The 25,623-nt window shown below is 30.9% G+C and carries 17 protein-coding genes and 1 riboswitch; all 17 genes read left to right on the top strand.

All coding sequences use genetic code 11. The annotated features are described in order from the left end of the window. Positions 1–684: 684 nt before the first annotated feature. The 17 genes from hpf to BFN48_RS07780 all read left to right on the top strand — a co-directional run bounded on the left by hpf (position 685) and on the right by BFN48_RS07780 (position 25,563). Positions 685–1,215 (top strand): ribosome hibernation-promoting factor, HPF/YfiA family, encoded by a 531-nt coding sequence (gene hpf, locus BFN48_RS07860; RefSeq protein WP_069650349.1) that lies wholly within the window; start codon positions 685–687, stop codon positions 1,213–1,215. 154 nt (positions 1,216–1,369) lie between these two features. Further along, positions 1,370–4,105 carry a preprotein translocase subunit SecA gene (gene secA / locus BFN48_RS07855; RefSeq protein WP_069650348.1) on the top strand — a complete coding sequence of 912 codons (2,736 nt, stop codon included), beginning with the start codon at positions 1,370–1,372 and terminating at the stop codon, positions 4,103–4,105. Positions 4,106–4,263: 158 nt separating this feature from the next. Then, a protein-coding gene (gene prfB, locus BFN48_RS07850; protein ID WP_141706148.1) for a peptide chain release factor 2 occupies positions 4,264–5,368 on the top strand; the annotation gives its coding sequence in 2 pieces (ribosomal slippage) (positions 4,264–4,329 and positions 4,331–5,368; 1,104 coding nt in all). Between the two features lie 128 nt (positions 5,369–5,496). Continuing rightward, a complete protein-coding gene (locus BFN48_RS07845) occupies positions 5,497–7,614 on the top strand; it encodes a methyl-accepting chemotaxis protein (RefSeq protein WP_069650346.1) in 2,118 nt (705 codons plus the stop codon). Between the two features lie 135 nt (positions 7,615–7,749). After that, positions 7,750–9,903: a Tex family protein gene (locus BFN48_RS07840; protein WP_069650345.1), complete on the top strand. Its 2,154-nt coding sequence runs from the start codon at positions 7,750–7,752 to the stop codon at positions 9,901–9,903. 68 nt (positions 9,904–9,971) lie between these two features. After that, a complete protein-coding gene (locus BFN48_RS07835; protein ID WP_069650344.1) occupies positions 9,972–11,258 on the top strand; it encodes an MFS transporter in 1,287 nt (428 codons plus the stop codon). Between the two features lie 560 nt (positions 11,259–11,818). Further along, the gene (locus BFN48_RS07830; RefSeq protein WP_069650343.1) at positions 11,819–13,084 is read left to right on the top strand and encodes an ABC transporter substrate-binding protein; all 1,266 of its coding nucleotides are present in this window, start codon (positions 11,819–11,821) and stop codon (positions 13,082–13,084) included. Positions 13,085–13,279: 195 nt separating this feature from the next. After that, positions 13,280–14,173 (top strand): carbohydrate ABC transporter permease, encoded by an 894-nt coding sequence (locus BFN48_RS07825; protein ID WP_069650342.1) that lies wholly within the window; start codon positions 13,280–13,282, stop codon positions 14,171–14,173. A gap of 93 nt (positions 14,174–14,266) precedes the next feature. Next, on the top strand, positions 14,267–15,175 hold the full coding sequence (locus BFN48_RS07820) for a carbohydrate ABC transporter permease (RefSeq protein WP_083238861.1): 909 nt from the start codon (positions 14,267–14,269) through the stop codon (positions 15,173–15,175). Between the two features lie 63 nt (positions 15,176–15,238). Next, positions 15,239–16,858 (top strand): glycoside hydrolase family 13 protein, encoded by a 1,620-nt coding sequence (locus BFN48_RS07815; protein ID WP_141706147.1) that lies wholly within the window; start codon positions 15,239–15,241, stop codon positions 16,856–16,858. 113 nt (positions 16,859–16,971) lie between these two features. Further along, complete coding sequence (locus tag BFN48_RS07810; RefSeq protein ID WP_069650341.1) at positions 16,972–17,979, top strand: substrate-binding domain-containing protein; 1,008 nt, start codon at positions 16,972–16,974, stop codon at positions 17,977–17,979. Positions 17,980–18,233: 254 nt separating this feature from the next. Further along, positions 18,234–18,917: a DUF624 domain-containing protein gene (locus BFN48_RS07805; protein ID WP_069650340.1), complete on the top strand. Its 684-nt coding sequence runs from the start codon at positions 18,234–18,236 to the stop codon at positions 18,915–18,917. Positions 18,918–18,933: 16 nt separating this feature from the next. Then, positions 18,934–19,842, top strand: coding sequence for a beta-1,2-mannobiose phosphorylase (locus BFN48_RS07800; protein WP_069650339.1), 909 nt, complete (start codon positions 18,934–18,936; stop codon positions 19,840–19,842). A gap of 16 nt (positions 19,843–19,858) precedes the next feature. Then, entirely contained in the window at positions 19,859–20,818 is a 960-nt protein-coding gene (locus BFN48_RS07795; RefSeq protein ID WP_069650338.1) for an MTP-1 family protein, read from the top strand. Between the two features lie 205 nt (positions 20,819–21,023). Next, positions 21,024–23,321, top strand: a complete 2,298-nt coding sequence (locus tag BFN48_RS07790) for a hybrid sensor histidine kinase/response regulator (RefSeq protein ID WP_069650337.1) — start codon at positions 21,024–21,026, stop codon at positions 23,319–23,321. After that, positions 23,299–24,459 carry an amidohydrolase gene (locus BFN48_RS07785; protein WP_069650336.1) on the top strand — a complete coding sequence of 387 codons (1,161 nt, stop codon included), beginning with the start codon at positions 23,299–23,301 and terminating at the stop codon, positions 24,457–24,459. Before BFN48_RS07790 ends, BFN48_RS07785 begins: the two co-directional genes overlap by 23 nt. Before the next feature lie 172 nt (positions 24,460–24,631). Then, positions 24,632–24,749, top strand: a riboswitch (FMN riboswitch). Positions 24,750–24,960: 211 nt separating this feature from the next. Then, a complete protein-coding gene (locus BFN48_RS07780) occupies positions 24,961–25,563 on the top strand; it encodes an ECF transporter S component (RefSeq protein ID WP_069650335.1) in 603 nt (200 codons plus the stop codon). Positions 25,564–25,623: the final 60 nt, after the last annotated feature.

Genomic DNA, 25,623 nt, shown 5'->3' with positions numbered 1-25,623 from the left:
TAAATATAATTGTGAAAAAATTTCATATTATGTCTAAAATCAGATAAAAAAGGAAAAATTTTTTTATCCACTATATATACACATAGTTTTCCACAATAAAATATGTACAAATATACTTTTTTCCACAGACTTATCAACAATATCCACAGAACGACATATATTTTATCCACATATTATTAATAATTTCATTGTGGATAAGCTGTATTAATATTTATACAACTAACTGTATATCGAAAAAATAATGGATATATTTGTACTAATAAATAGAAAAACATAATTATTTGTTCATTTTTTTTAGTAAATGTAGAAATGATTTAAAAAACTTTAAGAATAAAACAGAAAAAAATTTTCCTTTTCAAAATTTCTTGTTAATTACTCTGCATATGTGGGTATCATAAGAATATAAAATCTAAAAAAACAAAATCTTTAATTAAATAAATTGAGGTAGATTTTGGTGAAATCTATAAACGGAAATTATATTCAAATTTATTCATAGTTTAATAAGGAATATAATTTTCTATGGATTATAAAATATATTAAAGAGAAAATTTTTGGGGGGATTAAATTAAAAACAATTAAAAAATTGAAGTCTTTTTGACGAAAGACGAAAATCGATTAGGAAAAAACTTAAGGTAGTATTTAATTTTTTAACAACTTATATAAATTGAAAGGGGTTGGAAATACATGAAAATCATAGTAAGTGGAAAAAATATGGAGGTTACAAATGCCCTAAGGGACATAGTAGAAAAGAAGATGGAAAAGTTAGATAAGTATTTCCATAAAGATGTTGAGGCACATGTTACAATGAATGTTGAGAAAAACAGACAGATAATAGAAGTGACTATACCTTTTGCAGGTGGTATTATTAGAGCAGAAGAGGCAAATGGTGATATGTACACTTCAATTGATAAAGTGATAGATGTATTAGAAAGACAAATTAGAAAGCATAAAACTAAATTACAAAAAAGAAATCATAGTGGAGAAACAATAAGATTTGAAAATATAATACCTTTAGAAGAAAATGAAAATGATGAGCCAAGAATTGTTAAAACTAAACGTTTTGCTATTAAACCTATGGATGCTGAAGAAGCTGTATTACAAATGGAGCTTTTAGGTCATAATTTCTTCGTTTTTAGAAATGCAGTAACTGATGATGTAAATGTAGTATATAAAAGGAAAGATGGGAATTATGGTTTAATAGAGCCAGAGATTTAAAATAGAGTGTAGAAGACGGTGGAGATTACTCTCCACTGTTTTATTTATGTGGATAATAACGAATAGCGAATGACGAAAAGCGTTCCACTTGTTCCTTACAAATTTTAGTGATAAAATATAAAGATAAGGTAAAAATAACCGAAGGGTGATGAGAGTGAAAGGACTATTTAAAAAGATTTTTGGGACTTATAGTGAGAGGGAAATTAAAAGATTAAATCCGTTAGTTGAGAAAATAGAATCATTAGAAGATGAAATGAAGAAGCTTACAGATGCACAATTGAAGCAAAAAACTCAAGAATTTAAAAATAGATTGGCAAATGGAGAGAGTTTGGATGATATTTTACCAGAAGCTTTTGCAGTTGTCAGAGAAGCTTCTGATAGGGTTCTTGGTATGAGACATTACAGAGTTCAGCTAATAGGTGGTATTGTTCTTCACCAGGGAAGGATAGCAGAGATGAAAACAGGTGAAGGTAAAACTTTGGTAGCTACTTTACCTGTTTATCTTAATGCTCTTACAGGAAAAGGTGTTCATGTAGTAACAGTAAATGACTATCTAGCTAAAAGAGATAGAGATTGGATGGGTAAAATTTATGAATTTTTAGGATTATCTGTAGGTTGTATAGTTCATGGATTAGATAGCAAAGAAAGACGTAAGGCTTATAATTGTGATATAACATACGGTACAAATAATGAGTTTGGATTTGACTATTTAAGAGACAACATGGTTATATACAAGAGTGAAATGGTGCAGAGAGAATTAAACTATGCAATAATAGACGAGGTTGACAGTATTTTAATAGATGAGGCAAGAACTCCTCTTATTATTTCAGGAACAGGAGATAAGTCAACTAGTCTTTATTTTGCAGCTAATTCTTTTGTACAGACATTAAAGGGAACAAAAGTAGATCCTAATGAGAAAAAAGACCGTTTCAATTTTGAGATAAAGGAAGAAAAAGGAGATTTTGTTATAGATGAAAAGGCACGTACTGTAGTTCTTACTGAACAAGGTGTAAAAAAGGCAGAGAAATTTTTTAATATAGAGAATTTAGCCGATCCTGTGAATATGGAGCTAACGCATCATATTAATCAAGCTTTAAAAGCACATAATCTTATGAAAAGAGATAGAGATTATGTAGTTAAAGATGGAGAAGTTGTAATAGTTGATGAATTTACAGGGAGACTTATGTTTGGTAGAAGATATAGCGATGGTCTTCATCAAGCGATAGAAGCTAAAGAAGGTCTTAATGTAAGAAGAGAATCAAAAACTTTAGCAACTATAACATTCCAAAATTACTTCAGAATGTATAAAAAATTGGCTGGAATGACTGGTACAGCGAAAACAGAAGAAGAAGAGTTCAGAGAAATATATGGTATGGATGTAATAGAAATACCTACAAATAAACCAGTTATTAGGATAGATTATCCTGATGTTGTATATAAAACTGAAGAAGCCAAATTTAAGGCGGTTGTAAAAGAGATTAAAGAGAAAAATGCGAAAGGACAGCCTGTTCTTGTAGGTACTATTTCTATAGAAAAATCTGAAATACTAAGTAAAATGCTTAAAAAAGAAGGAATAAAACATGAGGTGTTAAATGCTAAGCATCATGAGAGAGAAGCTGAAATTGTTGCTCAGGCAGGTAGATATAAAGCTGTAACAATTGCGACAAATATGGCAGGTAGAGGAACTGACATTGTTTTAGGTGGTAACCCTGAATTTTTAGCTAAAAGTGAAATGAGAAAGAGAAATTATAGTGACCATATAATTTCTCTTGCAGATAGTTTTGAAGATACTGATGATCCAGAAATTTTAGAAGCAAGAAGAGTATACAAGGAGATATTAAATAAAACTAAAGAGGCTTTAAAAGATGAGCAAAGAAAAGTAATTGAAGCTGGAGGGCTTCATATTATAGGTACAGAAAGGCATGAGTCACGTAGAATTGATAATCAGCTTAGAGGACGTTCTGGACGTCAGGGAGATCCTGGTTCTTCTAGATTTTATATTTCACTTGAAGACGATTTAATGAGGCTATTTGGTAGTGACAGAATTAAAGGCTTGGTTGAATCTTTGGGTATGCCAGATGATGAACCTTTAGAGCATTCTCTGCTTTCAAAGTCAATAGAGACAGCACAAAAAAGAGTAGAGGCTAGAAACTTCAATATAAGAAAACATGTTCTTCAGTATGATGATGTTATGAATAAACAAAGAGAGGTTATATACGCTGAAAGAAGAAAGGTTTTAGAAGGCGAAAATATTAAAGATCATATAATTTCTATGGTAGAAAATATTGTAGATGCAGCTATCAGCATTTATACAGCTGATGCTAAATATCCTGAAGAGTGGGATTTGAAAGGTCTTGAAGACTATTTAGCAAATATATTCTTACCTAAAGGAATGCTTAAAATAGAAAATTTAGAATCTTTAACTAGAGAAGGTTTAAAAGATATAATAATGGATGTAGCTACAAAGCTATATAAACAGAAAGAAAATGAAGTAGGAGAAAAGCAGTTAAGAGAACTTGAAAGGGTAATACTACTTAGAGTTGTAGATACTAAGTGGATGAACCATATTGATGCTATGGACCAATTAAGACAGGGTATTGGCTTAAGAGCAATGGGTAATGAAGACCCTGTTAGAGCATATCAGATTGAAGGATATGATATGTTCCAAGAAATGATAAAAAATATTCAAGAGGATACAGTAAGATATTTATTTAATCTACAACCTGCTGAAAGAATAGAAAGAGAAAGGGTAGCTAAGATAACTAATGAAAGTCATGGAGATAGTGGTAAACCTAAGACTGTTGTTAAAGGTAAAAAAATAGGAAGAAATGACCCATGTCCATGCGGTAGTGGAAAGAAGTATAAAAAGTGCTGCGGCAAAAACAGTTAGCAGAGAACAGATGACAGGAAAAAATTAAAAATTGAAAATGTAAAATGGAAAATTATTTGGCTATTTGTCGTTTGCTTTTCGCTTTTCGAATATCGAATAGCCAATATCAAATGACGAAAATCGAATATCGAAAGACTAATAAATAGCGAGGTGTTACAATGATAGATTTAGTGGAATTTAGGGACAAGGTATCTAGTTTTAAAGAGCAAATGCAAGAAATAGGTGTTTCTCTTTGACGTAGAGGGGTTAGAGGATAAAATTGAAAAACTTGAAGAGGAAATGTCAAAACAAGATTTTTGGAATGACCACAAAAGAGCTCAAAAAGTAGCTCAGGAGCTTAAGAATATAAAAGATAAAGTGAAAGAATACAAAGATATCCTTAAGGAAATTGAAGATATCGAAGTGCTTTTAGAATTAGCTCAAGAGGAAGAGGAATTATCTTTAATTGATGAGATAAAAGAGACAATTGATAGTGTTGATAAAAAAGTTAACGATATAAGGATAAATACTCTTCTTAATGAGGAATATGATAAGAATAATGCTATATTATCAATACATTCAGGTGCAGGTGGATTAGAGGCTCAAGATTGGGCACAGATGTTACTGAGAATGTATCGAAGATGGTGTGAAAGAAAGGGTTATACTATTGATGTTCTAGATATATTACCAGATTCAGAAGCTGGGATTAAAAGCGTAACTTTGCTTGTAAAAGGACTTAATGCTTATGGATACTTGAAATCTGAAAAAGGAGTTCATAGGCTTGTTAGAATATCTCCGTTTGATTCATCAGGAAGAAGGCATACGTCTTTTGCATCGGTTGATGTAGTTCCAGAAATAGAAGATGAAGTAGATATAGAAATTGCTCCTAATGAAATAAGAATTGACACATATAGAGCAAGTGGAGCTGGAGGCCAGCATGTAAACAAGACCGAATCAGCTGTAAGGATAACTCATATACCTACTGGGATTGTTGTACAATGTCAAAATGAAAGATCACAGCATAGCAATAAAGCAACAGCTATGAAGATACTAAAAGCTAAATTAATAGAGTTAGAAAGACTTAAACAGAAGGAAAAAATTGAAGATTTACAAGGAGAATATAACCAAATTGCTTGGGGTTCTCAAATAAGGTCTTATATATTTCATCCATATAATCTTGTAAAGGATCATAGAACTGGTGCAGAAGTTGGAAATGTGAATAGCGTTATGGATGGAGATATAGATTTATTTATAAATGAATATTTGAAGTCTAAAGCTAGATAGGCCACCAGATTTTCTGGTGGTTTTGCTTTTGTAAAAACAAAAATATTCAGAAAATAAAAAGGATTATGTAAAAAAATGTAGAATATAACTTAGGACAGTGAAAATTTTAATTAAGGGGTGTTACTTGAGTGGGTCTATTTAAAAGAAAAAAATCAAAACTTACTTTTTCAAAAAAATTATATAAAAAAGATAAAAAGAAATCACCAAAGAAAAAAATTACATTGTTATCTAAATGGGTAAAGAAAGATAAAAAGAAAACTGTAAGAAAGCATAAAATTAAAAATCAGATAATGGCGATTGTTTTAATCCTTACAATAATACCTATCATTTCTGTAGGATTAATAAATTACTATTTCCAAACTAAAAACGTAGAAAAGACTATAGAATCTACAAATCTTACTATTGCTAAATCTCTTGCAAAGCAAGTAGATATATTTGTTTTAAGTTCTTTTGATATTTTAGATACTTTAACTGCAACTCATGATTTTATAAATATGAGCCAATTTGATTGTTCTACTGTACTAAATTCTACAGTAAATAAAATAGATCAAATACAGATGTTATACATATACGATATGAAAGGTAATGAGGTTATATCTACATCTAATAAAAAAGATAGGAAAAATGTAAGCAAAGAAGAATGGTTTAAAAAAGCTTTAAAGGGAGAAAAGGCAGTTTCTGACTCTTATATTGATGAAACTAATAGGCTTTCAGGAGTAAATATAGCTATGCCTATGAAAAATATGTTTGGAAAGCAAACAGGTGTTATAGTTGCCAAAATAGCTTTGAATGATTTAGTAGAATTATCAAAAGAACATAAGATTGGGCAAACTGGTATAGCTTATATAGTTGATAAGACGGGGGTTGTAATTGGACATCCGGAGTTTAGAGAAAAGGTATTAAATAGATTTAATGCAAAAGAGAATGGAATTATAGGTGCAATTAATGCGATTAATGGAAAAACAGGTGTTGAATTATCATATAAAAACGATAAAGGAGTAGATGTAGTAGGAGCATATACAATAGTACCTTCAACTGGTTGGGGAGTTATAGTTGAACAAAATAAAGATGAAATAGCACAAAGCTATTTAAAAGATTTATATAGAACTTTATATGTTACATTAGCTGCAATTATTTTAGCTATCATATTTACATCTATTGCTGCTAGAATATTCTCAAATCCTATTGTAAAATTAGTAAATGTAGCAAATAGAATTAAAGATGGAGACTTAACTGAGAGAGCAGAAGAAAATGCAAGAAATGAAATTGGAGACTTACAGAAAGCCTTTAATCAGATGCTTGATGCATTGCATATGATAATATCTAATGTCCAAGCTGCTGGAGATGAAATAAATATATCTTCTGAGGAATTAAAAAATAGTGCTGAGCTTACTGTTAAATCTTCAGAAGAAATTTCAAGTATCGTTGAACAGGTTGCTGCTGGAACAGAAAGACAGCTTAGAAGCATGGATGAAGCTGGTGAAGTTATAAACAGAATGGCAGAGAGTGTGAAAAATGTAGAAAATAAAACTAAATATATTTTACAAGCTACAAACGTTGCTTCAGATATAGCTAAAGCAGGTTCTGATGATGTAAAGATGTCAGAAGAAACTATGGATTTAATTACGAAAAGGGTTAGAGAATCAGCAGAGAAATTAGAAAAGTTAAAGCAGCATACAATGGAAATTGGTAATATAGTTACATTTATTGATAACATATCAAAACAAACTAATCTTTTAGCTTTAAATGCTGCTATTGAGGCAGCAAGAGCAGGTGAATATGGAAGAGGTTTTACAGTTGTTGCTGAAGAAGTAAGACAACTTGCGGAACAGACAAGTAGTGCTTCAAACGATATAGTTAAAATAGTAAATGAAATACAAAATGAGATGAATGAAGTTGTAAAATCCATGGATGAAGGAATAAATGAAGTAGACAGAGGAAGAAAAATAATTAATAATACGACAAAGTCCTTTAACAATATTATTGCTGAAACAGATAAAGTATTTAATATTGTTGAAGAGTTTTACGGTATAGTAGAAGAATTATCTCAAGAAATGAATGGAATAGAAGCAGCATTTGTTCAAGTTGGTGAGATTTCTCAAGAAACGGCTTCAGGAACTCAAACTATATTAGCAAGTACAGAAGAACAACAGTCAATTATTCATCAGATAAATGAATCTGCTGAAAAATTACATGATATGGCTTATAGATTGGATACATTGATAAAAGGGTTTAAATTAGAGTAGAAAAGAGTATATGCGGCTTTTAGCCGCATTTTGTTTGTTGACTTTGAATTTGTGGTAGCAACAGTTGTATCCCTTGTTTAATTATGCATAAAATTATATAATTAAGTGGGAGATTGCGTGAAGGAGAGAGAAATTATGGATATTGTTAAAAAGCTTATAGAAGAGTTTGGATTGAAACGATATCAGGTAGAAAATACTATTAGGCTTATTGATGAAGGAAATACTATTCCTTTTATAGCTAGATATAGAAAAGAGCAGACGGGGGAATTAAGTGACGTTGTTTTAAGAGAGTTCAGTCAAAGACTTTCTTATTTAAGAAATCTAGAAAGTAGAAAAGAAGAAGTTATAAGGCTTATTAGTGAACAGGGTAAATTGACTGATGAATTAAAAAAGGAAATTACTGAGGCGGATGTGCTTCAAAGAGTAGAGGATTTATATAGGCCTTTTAGACCTAAACGTAGGACAAGAGCTACAATTGCAAAGGAAAAGGGACTTAAGCCTCTAGCAAATATAATATTAGCTCAAGAAATAGTAGATATAAGTTTAGAAGACTTAGCTAAGCAATTTATAAATGAAGAGAAGGGTGTAAACAGCATTGAAGATGCTTATAATGGAGCTAAGGATATAATAGCTGAAATTATTTCTGATAATGCGGAATTTAGAAGAGTTATAAGGAATGTGACTTTTAATAAAGGTATGATAGTATCAAAAGCAGTAGATCAAGAATCAGAGTCCGTATATGAAATGTATTATGATTATAAAGAACCTGTCAAGAGGATACCAAATCATAGGATACTGGCTATTAATAGAGGAGAGAAGGAGAAATACTTAAGAGTAAAGATAGATGCACCATATGAAGAGATTATGACTTATCTTATGGATAATGTTATTACTAATGATAAAGCTATTACTACAGAATATCTTAAAGAAGCAATAGAAGATGGTTACAAAAGACTAATCGCACCATCTATAGAGAGGGAAATTAGAAATAGTTTAACTGAAAGAGCAGAAGAGCATGCTATAAAGGTATTTGCTAGAAATCTTAAAAACTTACTTATGCAATCACCAGTCAAAGGAAAAGTAGTTATGGGATTTGACCCAGCATTTAGAACAGGATGTAAGATAGCTGTAGTTGATGAAACAGGTAAATTATTAGCTACAACTACTGTGTATCCTACTGAACCACAAAATAAAATTGAAGAAACTAAAAAAGAGCTTAAAGAGCTTATAGATAAATATGATGTAGATATAATTGCGATAGGAAATGGAACTGCATCAAGAGAGTCAGAGCTTATTGTAGCTGAAATGCTAAGTGAAATAGATAAAAATACATGTTATACAATAGTAAGTGAAGCAGGAGCATCGGTTTATTCAGCATCAGAAGTTGCTAATGAAGAATATCCTGATATTAATGTATCATTAAGAGGGGCAATATCTATAGCTAGAAGATTACAAGATCCACTAGCTGAACTAGTAAAAATAGATCCTAAACATGTAGGGGTAGGTCAGTATCAGCATGATATAAACCAGAAGAAATTGGATGAAGCTTTAAAGGGTGTTGTTGAAGATTGTGTTAATAGTGTAGGAGTAGACTTAAATACTGCTTCAGTATCATTACTTCGCTATATTGCTGGAATATCTTCTAGTGTTGCTAAAAATATAGTTAAATACAGAGAACAAAATGGGAAGTTTAAAAATAGAGAGGAACTTAAGCAAGTTCCTAGGCTTGGAGATAAGGTTTTTGTGCAGTGTGCTGGTTTCTTGAGAATATCTGATGGAACTAATCCATTAGACAATACTTCTGTCCACCCAGAGTCATATGATGTTACAATTAAACTTATTGAAAGACTAGGTTTTTCAGAGGAAGATATAAAGAATGGAAGTTTGAAAGAGATAGACAAAAATTTAAAAGATATTAATATAGAAATTTTAGCTAAGGATTTAGGTGTAGGTTTACCAACTCTAAAGGATATTATAAAAGAGTTAAAAAAGCCTGGCAGAGACCCAAGAGATGAGATGCCAAAACCAGTATTTAGAACTGACGTATTAAAAATTGAAGATTTAAAAACAGATATGGTACTGACAGGGACTGTAAGAAATGTAGTAGATTTTGGTGCATTTGTTGACATTGGGGTAAAGCAAGACGGTTTAGTACACATATCTCAATTAAGTAACAAGTTTATTAAGCACCCTATGGAAGTAGTTTCGGTAGGTGATATTGTTAAGGTTAAGGTAATAGAGGTAGATGTAAAGAAGGGGAGAATAGCACTAAGCATGAGGGAAGTATAGGTATTGGGTACCTATTCCCTGTCCCCTGATCTCTGTACCCTATAAAAAAAACGAAAGGAGTTTTTGAAATGAATACAGAAAGAAACAAGTTATATACTTATCGCTGGTATATATGGGGAATACTTGCATTAGCATACGTAATAGTATTCTTCCATAGAGTTGCAGCGGGGGTAGTTAGACAAGATTTGATTAAAGCATTTAATATTACAGATGTTGAATTTGGAAATTTAGGTTCAATGTATTTCTATGCTTACATGATTATGCAGATACCATCAGGAATATTGGCAGATACTTTAGGTGCTAGGAAAACGGTTTCTGTAGGTACATTATTAGCAGGTATAGGTTCTATAATATTTGGTTTTGCTACAAGCATAACATTAGCTTATATAGGTAGATTGATAGTTGGATTAGGAGTATCTGTAGTATTTATTTCTATTCTAAAGGTGTTATCACAGTGGTTTAGAGAAGACGAGTTTGGAAGAATGTCAGGGTTAACTTCTTTTATTGGTAATGGTGGTGCTTTACTTGCGCAGTTTCCTTTAGTAGTAATGGTTACAAATATAGGTTGGAGATTATCTTTTGCTGCGATAGGAGTTGTATCGTTAGTTGTAGCTGTATTGGCATATTTAATTGTAAGAAATAGTCCAGAAGATATGGGGTTTGATCCAATAATTAAAAAAGTTGAAAAGAAAAATGTATCATTATCAGAAAGTATAAAAAATGTTTTTTCTAACCCAAAAACTTGGCCAGGTTTCTTTGCTTTTGGAGGTATGTTTGGTTCAGTAATAGCTTTTATGGGTGCTTGGGGAGTTCCATATATGATACATGTATATGGTGTATCAAAAGCAAAAGCTTCAACTTTTACTATGATAGTAACAGTAGGACTTATGATAGGTAGTTTAGTTGTTGGTACAATTTCAGATAAGATTGGAAGAAGAAAAGCTCCATTTTTGGCATTTTCTTTAGTATATACATTAACATGGGTAATCTTAATGTATGTTAACCCTGGTAGAATGTCTTTTTCAGTACTTTATATATTATTGTTTATAATGGGCTTCTCATCATCAGGTTTTGTACTATCTTGGGCATGTTCTAAAGAAGTGAATAATCCTAGCTATGCAGGAATATCTACTGGGACAGTAAACATGGGAGGTTTTCTTTTCGCAGCAGCTATACAGCCTCTTATTGGTTATGTACTAGATAAAAACTGGACTGGTAAATTAGTTGAGGGAGTTAAAGTATATACAGTAGCTTCATATAATAAAGCATTCTTAATATGTTTAATAGCTTCTATAATTGCTGTTGTAAGTATATTATTTGTTAAGGAAACTAGATGTAAAAACATATATAGTTAAGCGATTAAGAAAGAACCCTGGAATATCAGGGTTCTTTTGAGCTTTTGAGAAAGTTATATTACTTAATAGATTGAAAAAATAACGCTCATAGACAAATCTTTAGAGAAAACTAAGATTCATAATTTCGTAAAATCCTAACTCACCTAATCAAGACGTCCTGTCTTGTAGGATGCTGGCTTAGCGTCCATGCTAAGCCTACGGATTTTTCTGAAATTCTTCATCAAGTTTTCTTTACTAAAGCTTTGCAATTATTCGCTTTTATAATACATAGGAAATTATATACCTCGTTAATTTGTGGATAATTTAAAATATAATTTCCGTTTATGGATTTCAACAAAATCTTCCTAAATTTATTTAAATCGAAGATTTTGTTCTTTTTTCAATCATTATAGTTTTATTTTGTCTACAGTCTGGAATCCTGAATTATCAGGATTTTTTTTGTATTAAAAATAATAATTTTCTAAAAATATAATTGACAAGGTAAACGCTTTCAACTATAATTAAGTTAGGTAACCGATAAACATAAAGTAACTTAACAAATTTAAGAAGGGGGCAATATAATGAAAAAAGCTTTAGCTAGTATTTTAGCACTAATAATGATTTTTTCATTAGTATTAACTGGATGTGGAGCAGACAAAAACAAAGAAGAAACTGCTTCTAATTCAAACCAAAAAGTAGAACTTAAATTTGCTACTTGGGCGGGAGCACAAGAGTTAAAAGAGCTTCAAGAAATAGTTGACAGATTAAATAGTCAATCAAAAGAGTATAAAATCGAAGTAATGAGTATCCCATCAGATTATTATGTAAAAATTCAAACTATGATAGCAGGTGGTACTGCACCAGATCTTATATGGTTATCACAAGAATACATACCAGCGTATGCTAGTATGGGTGCTATATTAGATATTACTAAGTTTGCACAAGAAGATAAAAGCTTAGATTTAAATGATTTCTATGAAGCAACTTTAGCTACAGCGAAATTTGAGGACAAGCTATATGGTTATCCATGGATTTCACAACCAGTAATTATGTACTACAATAAAAAATTATTTGATGAAGCAAATATTCCATACCCAACTGATGATATGACATGGGAACAATTTATTGAAGTAGGTAAAAAGTTAACAAAGGATACAAATGGTGATGGTAAAGTAGATCAGTACGGATTTATAGTAAATGGTTGGCCGCCAATTCATTTATGGTTATGGACTTATGGTGGTGATATAATTAATAATGAAGGAAAAGTTGTTATCGACTCTAAAGAATCAATTGAAGGAATTAAAGTATTAAATGACATTATAAATGTGCATAAGATTACTCCAAGTAGAGCACAAATAGAAGCTCAAGGTTTTGGTGAACAGTTTAAGACAGGTAAGATTGCAATGTTCATGGGTGGAGCTGCTGACGATTTTGAAAAAACTATAAAAGATTTTGAAGTTGGAACTGCTCCAATACCTCATGGAGTTAAAAAAGCTACTTTTAACTGGATTGCTTCAACTGTAATCTCAAGTCAAACTAAGAATAAAGAAGTTGCTTATAAAGCTTTAAGAGATTTAACAAAAGCATTCTTAGATTGGAAAGTTGTACCTCCAGTAAAATCAAAAGTTGATGATATTGTAAAAATTAGACCTGATAAAAAGAATGCAATTCCTGCAATTAGAAAATCAATGGAATTTGGTAGAGGTTTCAATAACCAAATTAAACAAGCAGAAATTGATTCAATAGTTTGGGAAAACTTATATGACCTTATTTTAAGAGGAGAAGCTAAACCAGAAGAAGCAGCTAAGAAAACTGCTGACAAACTAAGAAAACTTTTAGGTCAGTAATTTGGGGCATAGAAGAGTAGCATTAATGTTACTCTTCTATGTTTTCCTAGTCTATAATCCATAGGAAATTATATTCCTTGTTAAATTGTGGATAATTATGAATATAATTTCCGTAATGGATATAGGCAAAATCTTCTTTGATTTATTTAAATCGAAGATTTTGTTCTAATTTTATTATTTTAAGAAGGTGAAAAGATGAAGCAAAAGAATAAATTATATAAAAAACTAAAAAAATACGAAGGATACTTATTTATTTTGCCTTGGATGTTAGGGATGTTGCTTTTTACAATAGGACCTATTTTGTTTGCGATATATATAGGGTTTACAGAATGGAAAATTTTAACTAAACCTAATTTTATAGGATTTCAAAATTATATTGACATATTTCATGATGAGAACTTTTGGAATTCTCTAATGGTAACAGTGAAATATGCTGTATTTGCTGTTCCGTTAGGTATAATTACTTCATTAACAATTGCTATTTTAATGAATACTGAAATAAAAGGAATTAGATTTTTTAGAACGGTATATTATTTACCAGCAGTTGTTTCAGGAGTTGCTGTTGCACTTTTATGGAGATGGGTATTAGATCCTGAGTTTGGACTTATAAATCTTTTGCTTGCTCAAATTGGAATACAAGGGCCTGGTTGGTTATCTGATCCCGATTGGGTATTACCATCGTATATACTTATGGCTCTTTGGGGAGCAGGTGGAGGAATGATTACGTATTTGGTAGGATTAAGAGAAGTTCCGCAAAATTTATATGAAGCTGCTGAAATTGATGGAGCAGGTCCATTAACAAAGTTTTTCAAAATTACTTTGCCTTTAATGACGCCGATATTATTCTATAACTTAATAATGGGTATAATAGGTGCATTTAGAAAATTTACAGATGCCTATATTTTAGGCGGTGCTGGGAATCAAGGAAAATTCTATTTAGTTTACTTATATGATAATGCATTTAAGTACTTTAAGATGGGTTATGCTACAGCATTAGCATGGATTTTATTTGTTATTATTTTCTTATTAACACTTATTATATTTAAATCATCTTCGTTATGGGTTTATTACGAATCAAATGATGATTAATCAAAATATCCAGTACTCAGCACCCAGTACCAAGTACCTAGTACCAAGTACCAGATTTATTATGAATCAAATGATGATTAAGAGGTGACTAAAATGGTTTCTAAAGTTGAAACGGTAGTAGAGAATGATGTACAAGTAAGTGAGGAACTGAAGAGGATAAAACGCAGAAAAAAAAGACGTGAAATAATTAGAAAAACTATTTTATATATAATAATTTCTATAGGTGGTATTTTAGCAATGCTTCCTTTCTTATGGATGCTGTCAACCTCTTTGAAGGATAGTTCAGTAGTTTTCCAGATACCACCTCAATGGATACCAGAGCGTTTTGCATGGGAGAATTATCCTAATGCTATAAAGGCTATTCCTTTTATTCGTTATACTTTTAATAGTGCTTTTATTACAGTTATGAAAATGATTGGTGAAGTTTTTACAGCAGCATTAGTAGCTTATGGTTTCGCAAGATTTAGGTTTCCTGGAAGGAGAATATTATTTTTGATATTACTTGCAACAATTATGATTCCAGGTGAAATTACCTTAATACCTGTATTTATTATGTTTAAGCAAATTGGATGGATAGATTCGTTTAAACCTCTTATTGTACCAGCTTATTTTGGAGGCTCTGCAGTTTTTATTTTCTTTTTGAGACAGTATTTTGCTTCTATTCCAAAGGAATTGGAAGAAGCTGCAAGAATAGATGGCTGCAGTTCTTTTCAGATATTTTATAAAATATTTCTTCCTATATCAAAGCCAGCTTTAGCAACTATTGCTATCTGGTCATTTCAAGGAAGCTGGAATGATTTGTTAGGACCACTAATCTATTTAAATAGCTTGGATAAATTCACTTTGCAAATTGGTTTAACAATGTATCAAAGTTTAAATAAGGTAGAGTGGGGACAGCTTATGGCTGCTTCGTTATTAGTTTTATTACCAGTGCTTATATTATTCTTTTCAGCACAAAAGTATTTTACTGAAGGTATTAAACTTACAGGAATAAAAGGCTAATGAGGAAAGATCACTAGAGGAGAATATTCCCCTAGTGTTCATTTGTTTAAAGGAGGCATATATGTGAAAAATTGGTGGAAAAAAGCTATCTTTTATGAGATATACATTAGAAGTTTCTGTGATGGTAATGGGGACGGAATAGGAGACTTTATAGGGATTACAAAAAAACTAGACTATTTAAAAGATTTAGGGGTTGATTGTATTTGGCTTACACCTTTTTATAAATCTCCAAAAGTAGATAATGGTTATGATATTTCAGATTATTACGAGATAGATGCTGATTATGGAACTATGGAAGATTTTGAAACTTTTTTAAAAGAAGCACATAAAAGAGATATAAAAGTCATAGTAGATTTAGTTTTAAATCATACTTCAGACAAGCATCCATGGTTCATTGAATCTAAGAGTTCTTTACAATCACCTAAACGAGACTGGTATATTTGGAAAGATCCGAAAGAAGGTGGAGTTCCAAACAACTGGGAATCTTTTTTTGAAGGATCAGCGTGGGAATATGATTCAAATACAAAGCAGTATTATTATCATGCTTTTGCGAAGGAACAGGTAGATTTAAACTGGAGAAATGAAGATGTTAAAAAAGCTATGTTTGATGTCATTAAGTTTTGGCTTGAAAAGGGTATTGATGGCTTTAGGTTAGATGTAATTAATTTTCTAATGGTAGACAAGCAGTTTAAAGATAATCCTTATGATGAAAAAGGCAAACAAATTCATAAATATGACAAGGACTTACCAGAAACACTTAATATAGTAGAAGAATTAAGAAAATTAGTTGACCAATATCCAAACAAAGTATTAGTAGGTGAAGTAGGGACTGAAAATGTTTTAGAAGCAGCACCTTACTTGGACGAAGAAAAAAGGCTTCATTTGGTGTTTAATTTTAATTTAGGAAGTATTCAAAAATTTGATGTCAATAAAATATTTGAAGAACTGAAGTCATTAGAAGAGAATTTAAATGGAGGGTTACCAACTATATTTTTTAGTAGTCATGATATGCCAAGACATGTTACGAGATTTGGCAATGATAATAATAGGGAAGATATGGCTAAATTGTTTTCTATGCTTATTTTAACAGCAAGAGGAGTTCCTTTTATATATCAGGGTGATGAATTAGGAATGACTGATATATATATTAAAGATATAAAAGATATGAGAGATGTTGCGGGTATATTAGCTTATGAAAAAGCTGTAAAAGAAGGGAAAACTGAAGATGAAGCTATAAAAATAGCAAACGAAGCAGGAAGGGATAGTGGTAGGAACCCTGTTCAATGGGATAGTAGCAAGTATGCTGGCTTTTCTTCAACTGCTCCGTGGCTTCCTGTAAATGAAAATTATAAAGAGCTAAATGCAAAAAAACAAAGTGAAGAAGAAGATTCTGTATTAAATTTTTACAAGAAATTAATCCGAATAAGGAAAAAGAGTGATGCACTACTGCGAGGTGAATATGTTATTCTGCAAAGGGAAGATGATGTAATATATTATATTAGAAAGACTGAAAGTGAGAGATATGCAGTATTTCTAAACTTTTCAGATAAATATAAAGAAATAAGTTTAGATAATTTTAATGCAAATAAAGTAGAAATGATTGTTTCAAGTAAAAGAAAAGAATTAAATATAAAAGATAAAGTAAAATTATTTCCATATGAAGCGTTATTAGTTAGATGTTAATAATTATTGTAACTTCATATAAATTAAGTTAAGATATATTTAAATATATGTTTTTCTATTGTTATATTATGTATATAATGACAGTTATTTTATTTGTAAAGGGTGAGTTGACAGTGAGTAAAAAGGTAACGATGCAGGATATTGCAGATAGATTAGGAGTAAGTAAGGTTACAGTATCTAAGGCTTTGAATGATAAACCGGGCGTTAGTGAAGAATTAAAACAGAAAATAATAGATTTAGCTGTAGAAATGGATTATAAATTTAATTCCATAGCGAAGGCATTAAAAACTAAACGAACAGGAAATATTGGAGTTATCGTTCCAGAGATATTTTTTACTAAAAATGAATTTTTCTATACAAAAATATTTCACTATATTGAAATGGAAGCTACAAGGAGAAAGATGAATACTATACTTACAATATTAACAGCCGAAGAAGAAGCTAAGAATAAAGTTCCTTTAATGTGTCAAGAGCAAAAGGTAGATGGTCTTTTATTGTTAGGACAAGTTTCACCTAAATATGTTACTTTTTTAAATAAACTTAATTTGCCTATGATATTAGTGGACTTTTATTATCGGGATATTAAGTTAGACCATGTAGTGACAGATAATTTTTATGCTAGTTATAATATCACAAGTTATCTAATAGAAAAGGGTCATAAGAAAATAGGATTTTGTGGCAACATCAATTTATATAGTAGTATTCAGGATCGTTATTTAGGTTATCATAAAGCCTTACTAGAGTATGGTTTAGTTTTTGATGAAAAGTATTTGCTTAAAGAGAGAGATGATAAAGGAAATTATATTGATATAATTATTCCAGATGAGCTTCCTACTGCATTTGTATGTAACTGTGATAAAGCTGCATATCTTTTAGGAAGCAAATTGAATGCTATGGGTTATAAGATTCCCGATGATGTATCTTTAGTAAGTTTCGATGATGTTGAATATAGTACTATGTTTAATCCTCCAATTACAACTGTAAAGGTTAAAAGAGATGAAATGGCTAGACAAGCTGTAACACAATTATTGTGGAGGATTGAAAATAACGAAGATTTAGGGCAGAGGATAGTTATAGGAACAGATATTGTAATTAGGGATTCGGTTAAAGAGATTAAGTAAAGTGTTGGTCGCTCGCTTTTCGCCTTTCGTAATCTGCTAATTGTCATTCGATTATCGAAAAGTGAAAAGCGAGCGACGAATAGCAAGTAATTATTTTTAAATTTCATTTCCCTGTCCCCTGCCTTCTGTATCCTGTCTTCTGTTCCCTGTCGACTAAAGAAAAAAGAAATTGACAAGTAAAACGTTATCAATTATAATTTTACTAGAGTAACCGGTTAACCAAAAACACTTAACAAATTAATTCAGGTGATATTATGAATGAATGGAAAAAGCAAGAGATAAATGAATATGAATGTTTAGAGCCTTTTGAAGAACAAAATGAAATAAAGGGTCCCTTTAGAAAATTTTTAAGAAGATTTATTGATGAATATGGCAAATTTATTTTTCTTAATATTTTGTTTATTTTTTGTTCTTTGCCTATAGTTACTATAGGATTATCTATTACCGGTTTATTTTATGTTGTCAGGAGATTTGTTGAAGATGAGTATGTAGATGTTTTTTATCACTTTAAAAAAGGGATTATTGATAATTTTAAGAAGAGTTTGATAGCTGGTGTTTTTGTTTTACTGACTATTGCTGTTGTTTACTCTCTTTTCTATATAGGTTATTACAATGGAGTAATACTAGATAATTTTATTGGTAAGCTTATTTTAATTATGAGTTTTTTTATATTTTTTATAGGTCTAATGGTTCATTTGTTTGTTTTTACGATGATTGTAAGATATGACATACCACTTAGAAGAATTTATAGAAATACATTTGGTATTTTAATGTTGAATATGACGAAAAGTATTGTAATTACTTCTATACCTATAGTTATATCGATTATTCTATTAATGATACCATATGCTAGTAATCTTTATTTAATTTTATATTTTAGCATTGTATCTTATATTGTCATTAGTAATATTTTAAATATTTTTATACGATATGAATAAAGAAAGGGGTCTTGTAATGTTTAAACTAAGACGTTTAAGTAATAAACCTATACTATCACCAGTAAAGGAACATGAATGGGAGAAAGAAGCAGTTTTTAACTGTGCAGTTATATATGAGGATAATAAGTTCCATATGTTTTATAGAGCTTCAAATAATAAGTTTATACTTGATTCGGAAAAACCAGAAGAAGAGAATAAATTTGTTTCTTCAATAGGATATGCTGTAAGCGAAGACGGAATTAATTTCAAAAGATTTAATGAACCTGTATTTGTAGGAGAAACAGAACAAGAAGCCTGGGGAGTAGAAGATCCAAGAATAACAAAAATAGACGATACATACTATATGTTGTATACGGGCTTTGGTGGCAGATCATGGGATGATTTTAAGATTTGTATGGCTTGGTCTAATGATATGAAAAATTGGACAGGTCACAGGGTTGTATTAGATGAGTCAAATAAGGATGCAGCAATATTTCCAGAAAAGATTAATGGTAAATACATTTTGCTTCATAGGAGAGTACCGGATATTTGGATTGCTTATTCTGATGATTTAATAACATGGACAAACCATAAGATAATCATGTCTCCTATTGAAAATACATGGGAGTCAAAGAAAATAGGTATTGCAGGACCTCCAATAAAAAGAGAAGATGGTTGGCTTTTAATATATCATGCTGTAGATGATAATCATGTTTATAGACTAGGTGCTGCATTATTAGATTTAAATGATCCTTCTAAAGTTATTGCAAGACAATCTGAGCCAATTTTAGAACCAGAATTAGATTGGGAGGTTAATGGATTAGTTCCAAATGTAGTATTTAGTTGTGGTGCTGTAGAAGTTAATGGTATTTATTATGTATATTATGGTGGAGCTGATACACATATTGGAGTAGCAGCGATTGAAAAGGATAAAGTAAAATTTTAATTTTAGGAGGGGCGAAATGAAGTTTTATAAAAGATTAGAGCCAAAAACTTGCGAGCAGCTGCTTTCAATTTTTAGAGAAAAGAATTATGAAATTAAAGGAGAAAAGCTAGAGTTTACTGGTGTTGGTAATAAGGATGTATACAACATAACTGCACCATTTGAAGATGATAATGATATGGTTATTGCTGGAAGAGTAGAAGAAAGAGATAGCGAGTATTCTCAAGTTGTATTCTTTGTATTTAGGAATGGTAAATGGCAGCCAAGAGAGAATACGAAAACATTTTCTTTGCAAGATCCATTTGTTACAAAAATCGGTTCAGAGTTAGTATTTGGTGGAGTTGAAATTTTTCCACATCCTGAAATTGAGAATGCACTTTGGTATAGAACAGTATTTTATAGAGGTAAAAATATCAATTCTCTAGAAAAATTTGCAGTTGGTCCTGATGGAATGAAAGATATACGACTAATTGAGCTTTCAGATGGTAGAATAGGAGTATTTACTAGACCACAAGGAGAAATAGGAGGAAGAGGTAAAATAGGATTTACGATAATTAATTCTCTTGATGAGCTTAATTCAGAAGTTATTATGAAAGCTGAGTTAATTGAAAAGCAATTTATTGATGAAGAATGGGGAGGAGCTAATGAGATTCATTTATTAAAAAACGGACTACTAGGAGTTTTAGGACATATTGCTCGTTTTGATGAAGAAGGCAATAGACATTATTATCCTATGGTTTTTGCATTTAATCCAAACACTAAAGAAGCTACTGAAATGAAAATTTTTGCAACAAGAAGTAATTTTCCAGAAGGGCCTGCAAAAAGACCTGATTTAGTAGATGTAGTTTTTAGTGGTGGTATAAGAAGGCTTGAGAATGGCAAGGCAGAATTCTATGCAGGGATAGCCGATGCAGAAGCTCATAAAATTTTGATTCCAGATCCATTTTTAGAATATGAAGAATTAAATATATCTATTTAAATTTAAAAATGAAAATCCCCCTTTATCTAAACAAAGGCGCACTTGAGTGTGTCTTTGTTTATTATAAAGTTGTTTATGAATATTGAAAACGGAAAATATTAAAAAAATTTAATATTTTTTTAATAAAAAAAGAGGGATTTTTGTAATTTTGTAGAACTTACACAAAAAGTTCTCATCTTCAAGCTTACTTAAGGGGGTAGTCATTTTGTGTAATGGTAGAGATATAAAGTATATTAGCGGGGCTTTTTGTGGAATTTTAAGTTCAAGTATATTAAATTCTAAAAAGAATCATTTAAAAAATCTTATTTTACAGGTTATTAAAAATGGTGGCTGCTTCATTTATGTATATAACTTTATTAGTCAATTGCATACAGAAAAAGAGAAGTTAGAAAAATGGGGATTAGCAATAGATGAGCTGGTAAAAAGTGGAAGGCTTATATTTATCTCTGCTCAAAAAAAATACTTCAAAGACGGACTACTCCAAGTAGAAAATGTAGTGAAATTCTATGAGAACCTAATTAATAATTGTTGTAAAAAAGGATGCGAAAAAATAGTAATATATGGAATTAGAGATGATTTTTATAATAATAAAACGGATTTAGAGGTACTACATGAATATCACAAGCAAATTAAAAAATTTGCTAAAGAGAAGGGAATTATGATTATAAAAGAGTATTTAATTGATAATTTTACTGAAGAACATTTCTATCGTTTAGTTCCTCTTCATGATGTTTTTATTTTAAGGAATAATGATAGCGTAAATGTATTTCGTATAGATAACCCTAACGAGATAGAACTTTTTTATAAATATTTAAGAATTTTATACTTAGATAAAGTTGAATTATATAAAGAGAATAAGAAACTTGAATTGTTAAATGAACTTATTCTGGATATCTCATATAAACATAATAGCAGACATCTATTGGAAACAGCATTAGAAAAAATTTGTAAAGTAGTAAATGCTAGCTTTGGATTGATTTTTACATATTTAGATACTGAATTTAATTTAGAATTTATAATAAAGTACAATTTGCCTTATGAAATTGATAAATATATTACAAGATATATTACAAGTCGAACTTTAAGCAAAAACGGACTTCGAGAGAAATTCAGACAGGGAATAGAAGTCTATGATGTCAGTAAATTAGAAAGTTGCAATAAGGCCAGACTAATGAATGAACTTGGTATTAAATCATTTGTTGAGATACCTATAGGTAAAGATGAAAACAGTCCTATTGCATTTCTTGTATTAGCCTCTTATAACAGTAGACAGCATTTCTATCATCATATGTCTTTCCTAAAAGCAATTGGCAATACAATACTAGCTTTGTTGGATAAGCAAAAACAAATCGAGAAGCATCAAGAGGATTTGTTAAAAGCTGAAAAGCTTAAGACATTAGGTGAACTTGCTGGAGGAATAGCACATGATTTTAATAATATATTGACTACTATCATAGGTCTATCTCAACTGCTTTTATATCAGGTACAAGATGAAAATATAAAGAAAAATCTGGAAATAATATATAATTCGGCTCTTGATGGCAAGGCGATAGTTAACAAAATACAGAAAATCACGAGGAAAAAAGTAAGTTCTAACAAGAAGTCAATACTTCTTAATAGTATTGTGGAAACTTCAATAGATATGGCAAGACCTAAATGGAATAACATCTATGCCGTAAAAGGAAAAGAATTTACTTTAGTGAAAGAGTTGAACTCAAACAGCTATATATATTGTGATGCTCACGAGATAAGGGAGGTAATTCTTAATATAATATTGAATGCTATAGATTCTATGGAAAATGGAGGCAAGTTGACGGTAACAACTTATGACAGAGGAGATAAGGCTTATGTTTGTATTGAAGATACAGGATGTGGAATACCAGATGAAGTTAAAGACAGAATTTTTGAACCGTTTTTTAGTACAAAGGAATCTAGAGGAACAGGTTTAGGCTTAAGTATAGCTAAAAATATAATAGCCAGCTATAATGGGAGTATAGAAGTAGAGAGTGAAGTTGGAGTAGGAACAAAGTTTACTATTTCATTTAATAGACATCAAAAAGGGGAAAAATATGCTGATGATGATAACATTTTACCGAAGTTTAATGGACTAAATGTGTTAATTGTAGATGATAAGGCTCATGTAGCATACTCTTTAAAAAAGATGCTTAGGATAGTTGGAATAGAATCTGATATTGAAACTAATAGTAATAATGTTTTAAAGAGACTATCTAGAAAGGAATATGATATAATAATTTGTGATTTAGCTATGCCGAAGATGAATGGTATTAGGCTTTCTAAACAAATAAAAAGTGTTAAAAAGGATTTGAAAATTATCCTGATGACAGGATGGCCCAATGACTTAGAGGGACAAGATTTAAGTGAAATAGAATATATAATGCATAAGCCTTGTACAATTAAAGAGGTTATTAAAGCTGTAAAAAACGTAATTGATAAAAAGAGAGAATTGGAGGGAAAAAGAAATGTTATTAATTCAAAACGGTAAAATTTTGACTATGACTGGAGAAATAATTGAAAATGGGAGTATTTTAATAGAAAATGGAAAGATTAAGGAAGTGGGTAAAGACATAGTTGTACCACTAGATGTTGAAGTAATTGATGCTAAAGGAAAACTTGTAACTCCAGGATTAATTGATGCACATTGTCATTTAGGATTATGGGAAGATGGTATAGGTTTTGAAGGAGATGACGGCAATGAGTGGGTTGACCCAATAACTCCACATTTGAGAGCTATTGATGGTATAAATCCTATGGATAGAACGTTTAAAGAGGCATATGAAGGTGGCGTTACATGTGTAGCGACAGGCCCAGGTAGTGCTAATGTAGTTGGAGGACAATTTGCAGCCATAAAGACATATGGAGATAGAATAGATGATATGATTGTAAAAGAACCTTTGGCTATGAAAATAGCTTTTGGAGAAAATCCTAAGAGGGTTTATCATAGTCAAAAGAAATCTCCAATTACAAGGATGGCAACTGCAGCAAAACTTAGGGAAACACTTTTTAAAGCTAAAAGATATGTTGAGAAATTAGAAAAAGCTAAAGAAGATGAATCAAAAATGCCTGAATTTGATATTAAAATGGAAGCTATGGCAAAGGTAATTAGAAAAGAAATACCGCTTAAGGCTCATGCTCATAGAGCAGATGATATACTAACAGCTATAAGGATAGCTAAGGAGTTTGATGTAGATATAACTTTAGATCATTGTACTGAAGGTCATTTAATTGTAGAACATTTAGTAAAAGAAGGTAAATATGCTATAGTTGGTCCAAGTTTAACTGATAGAAGTAAATTTGAACTTAAGAATTTAACTTTTGAAACTCCTGGAATATTACAAAAAGCTGGTGTTAAAGTTGCAATAATGACAGATTCGCCAGTAATACCATTGCAGTATTTACCTCTTTGTGCTGGACTTGCTGTAAAAGCAGGTATGGATGAAATGGAAGCATTTAAAGCTATAACTATAAATGCTGCTGAAATATTAGGAATAGATGATAGAGTTGGAAGTATTGAAGTAGGTAAAGATGCTGATATCGTTATATTTGATGGTCATCCATTAAGAGATGTTGATTGTAAAGTATATGTAACAATAATTGATGGTAAGGTGGTTTATAAAAGATAGGTGCTAGGTACTGGGGACTAGGTACTTGGTACTGGGTGCTGGCTATACGTCATTGGCTTTTCGCTTTTCGACAGTCGAATGCCGAGTAGCGAATAGCGAAAGACGGTATTTTACTTCTTGACAAAAATAGATAATAATGTGATAATAAAGTTAAGAATTAAATATATTTCTTTCTAGTCTTCAGGGCAGGGTGAAATTCCCGACCGGCGGTATAGCCCGCGAGCTGCATTGCAGTTGACCTGGTGAGATTCCAGGGCCGACAGTTAAAGTCTGGATGGGAGAAGATTAGTACAATTGTTGTGTATGTATGCTCCTGAAGATCGTCTTCAGGAGCTTTTAATTTATAATTCATAGGAAATTATATACTTTATTAAATCGTGGATAATTAACAATATAATTTCCGTTTATGGATTTCAACAAAATCATCCTTGTTGTTTTAAAATTGAGGATTTTGTTACTAATCCTCCCGTGAAAAAAGAAAAAATATAATGGAGGGGTATCATGTTAACACTAAAAGAAAGACTTAATACTAGAATGCTTACTAAAATATCTGTTTTATCAGTACTTGCATTTCTTATTATGTATATTGAAGTACCTTTATGGTTTACACCAGAGTTTCTAAAGATTGACTTAAGTGATATACCTGCTTTAATAGGAGCTTTTGCATTAGGTCCTATGGCTGGAGTTATAATTGAATTTGTTAAAAATATACTTCATCTTGTAATTAAAGGAACTGTAACTATGGGAGTTGGAGAGTTAGCCAATTTCTTAGTAGGAAGCGTATTAGTTTATACTGCAAGTTATATCTATCTTAAGAAAAAAACATTTAAAAATGCAGTTTTAGGTATGGTTATAGGGACTGTAATGATGACGCTTGTAGCTTCTTTATCAAATTATTACTTCTTAATACCGTTTTATGCAAAACTGTTTGGTGCTCCGATAGATGCTTTTGTTGAAATGGGTGCCAAAGTTAATAAATTTGTTGCTGACTATAAAACTTTTATCTTATTTGCAATAGTTCCTTTCAATTTATTAAAAGGGATAATTGTATCATTGGCTACGATCGTATTGTATAAGAAAATATCACCAATTTTACACAAGTAATTGAGAATCGAGGGCATAGCCCTCGATTTTACATTTTTTTGACGAATAGCGAATGACGAG

This window comes from Caloranaerobacter ferrireducens (assembly GCF_001730685.1).
In the GTDB taxonomy this organism is placed as follows: domain Bacteria; phylum Bacillota; class Clostridia; order Tissierellales; family Thermohalobacteraceae; genus Caloranaerobacter; species Caloranaerobacter ferrireducens.
Note: the sequence above shows the minus strand (reverse complement) of the source record. Positions and strands in the feature narration are given on the sequence as shown.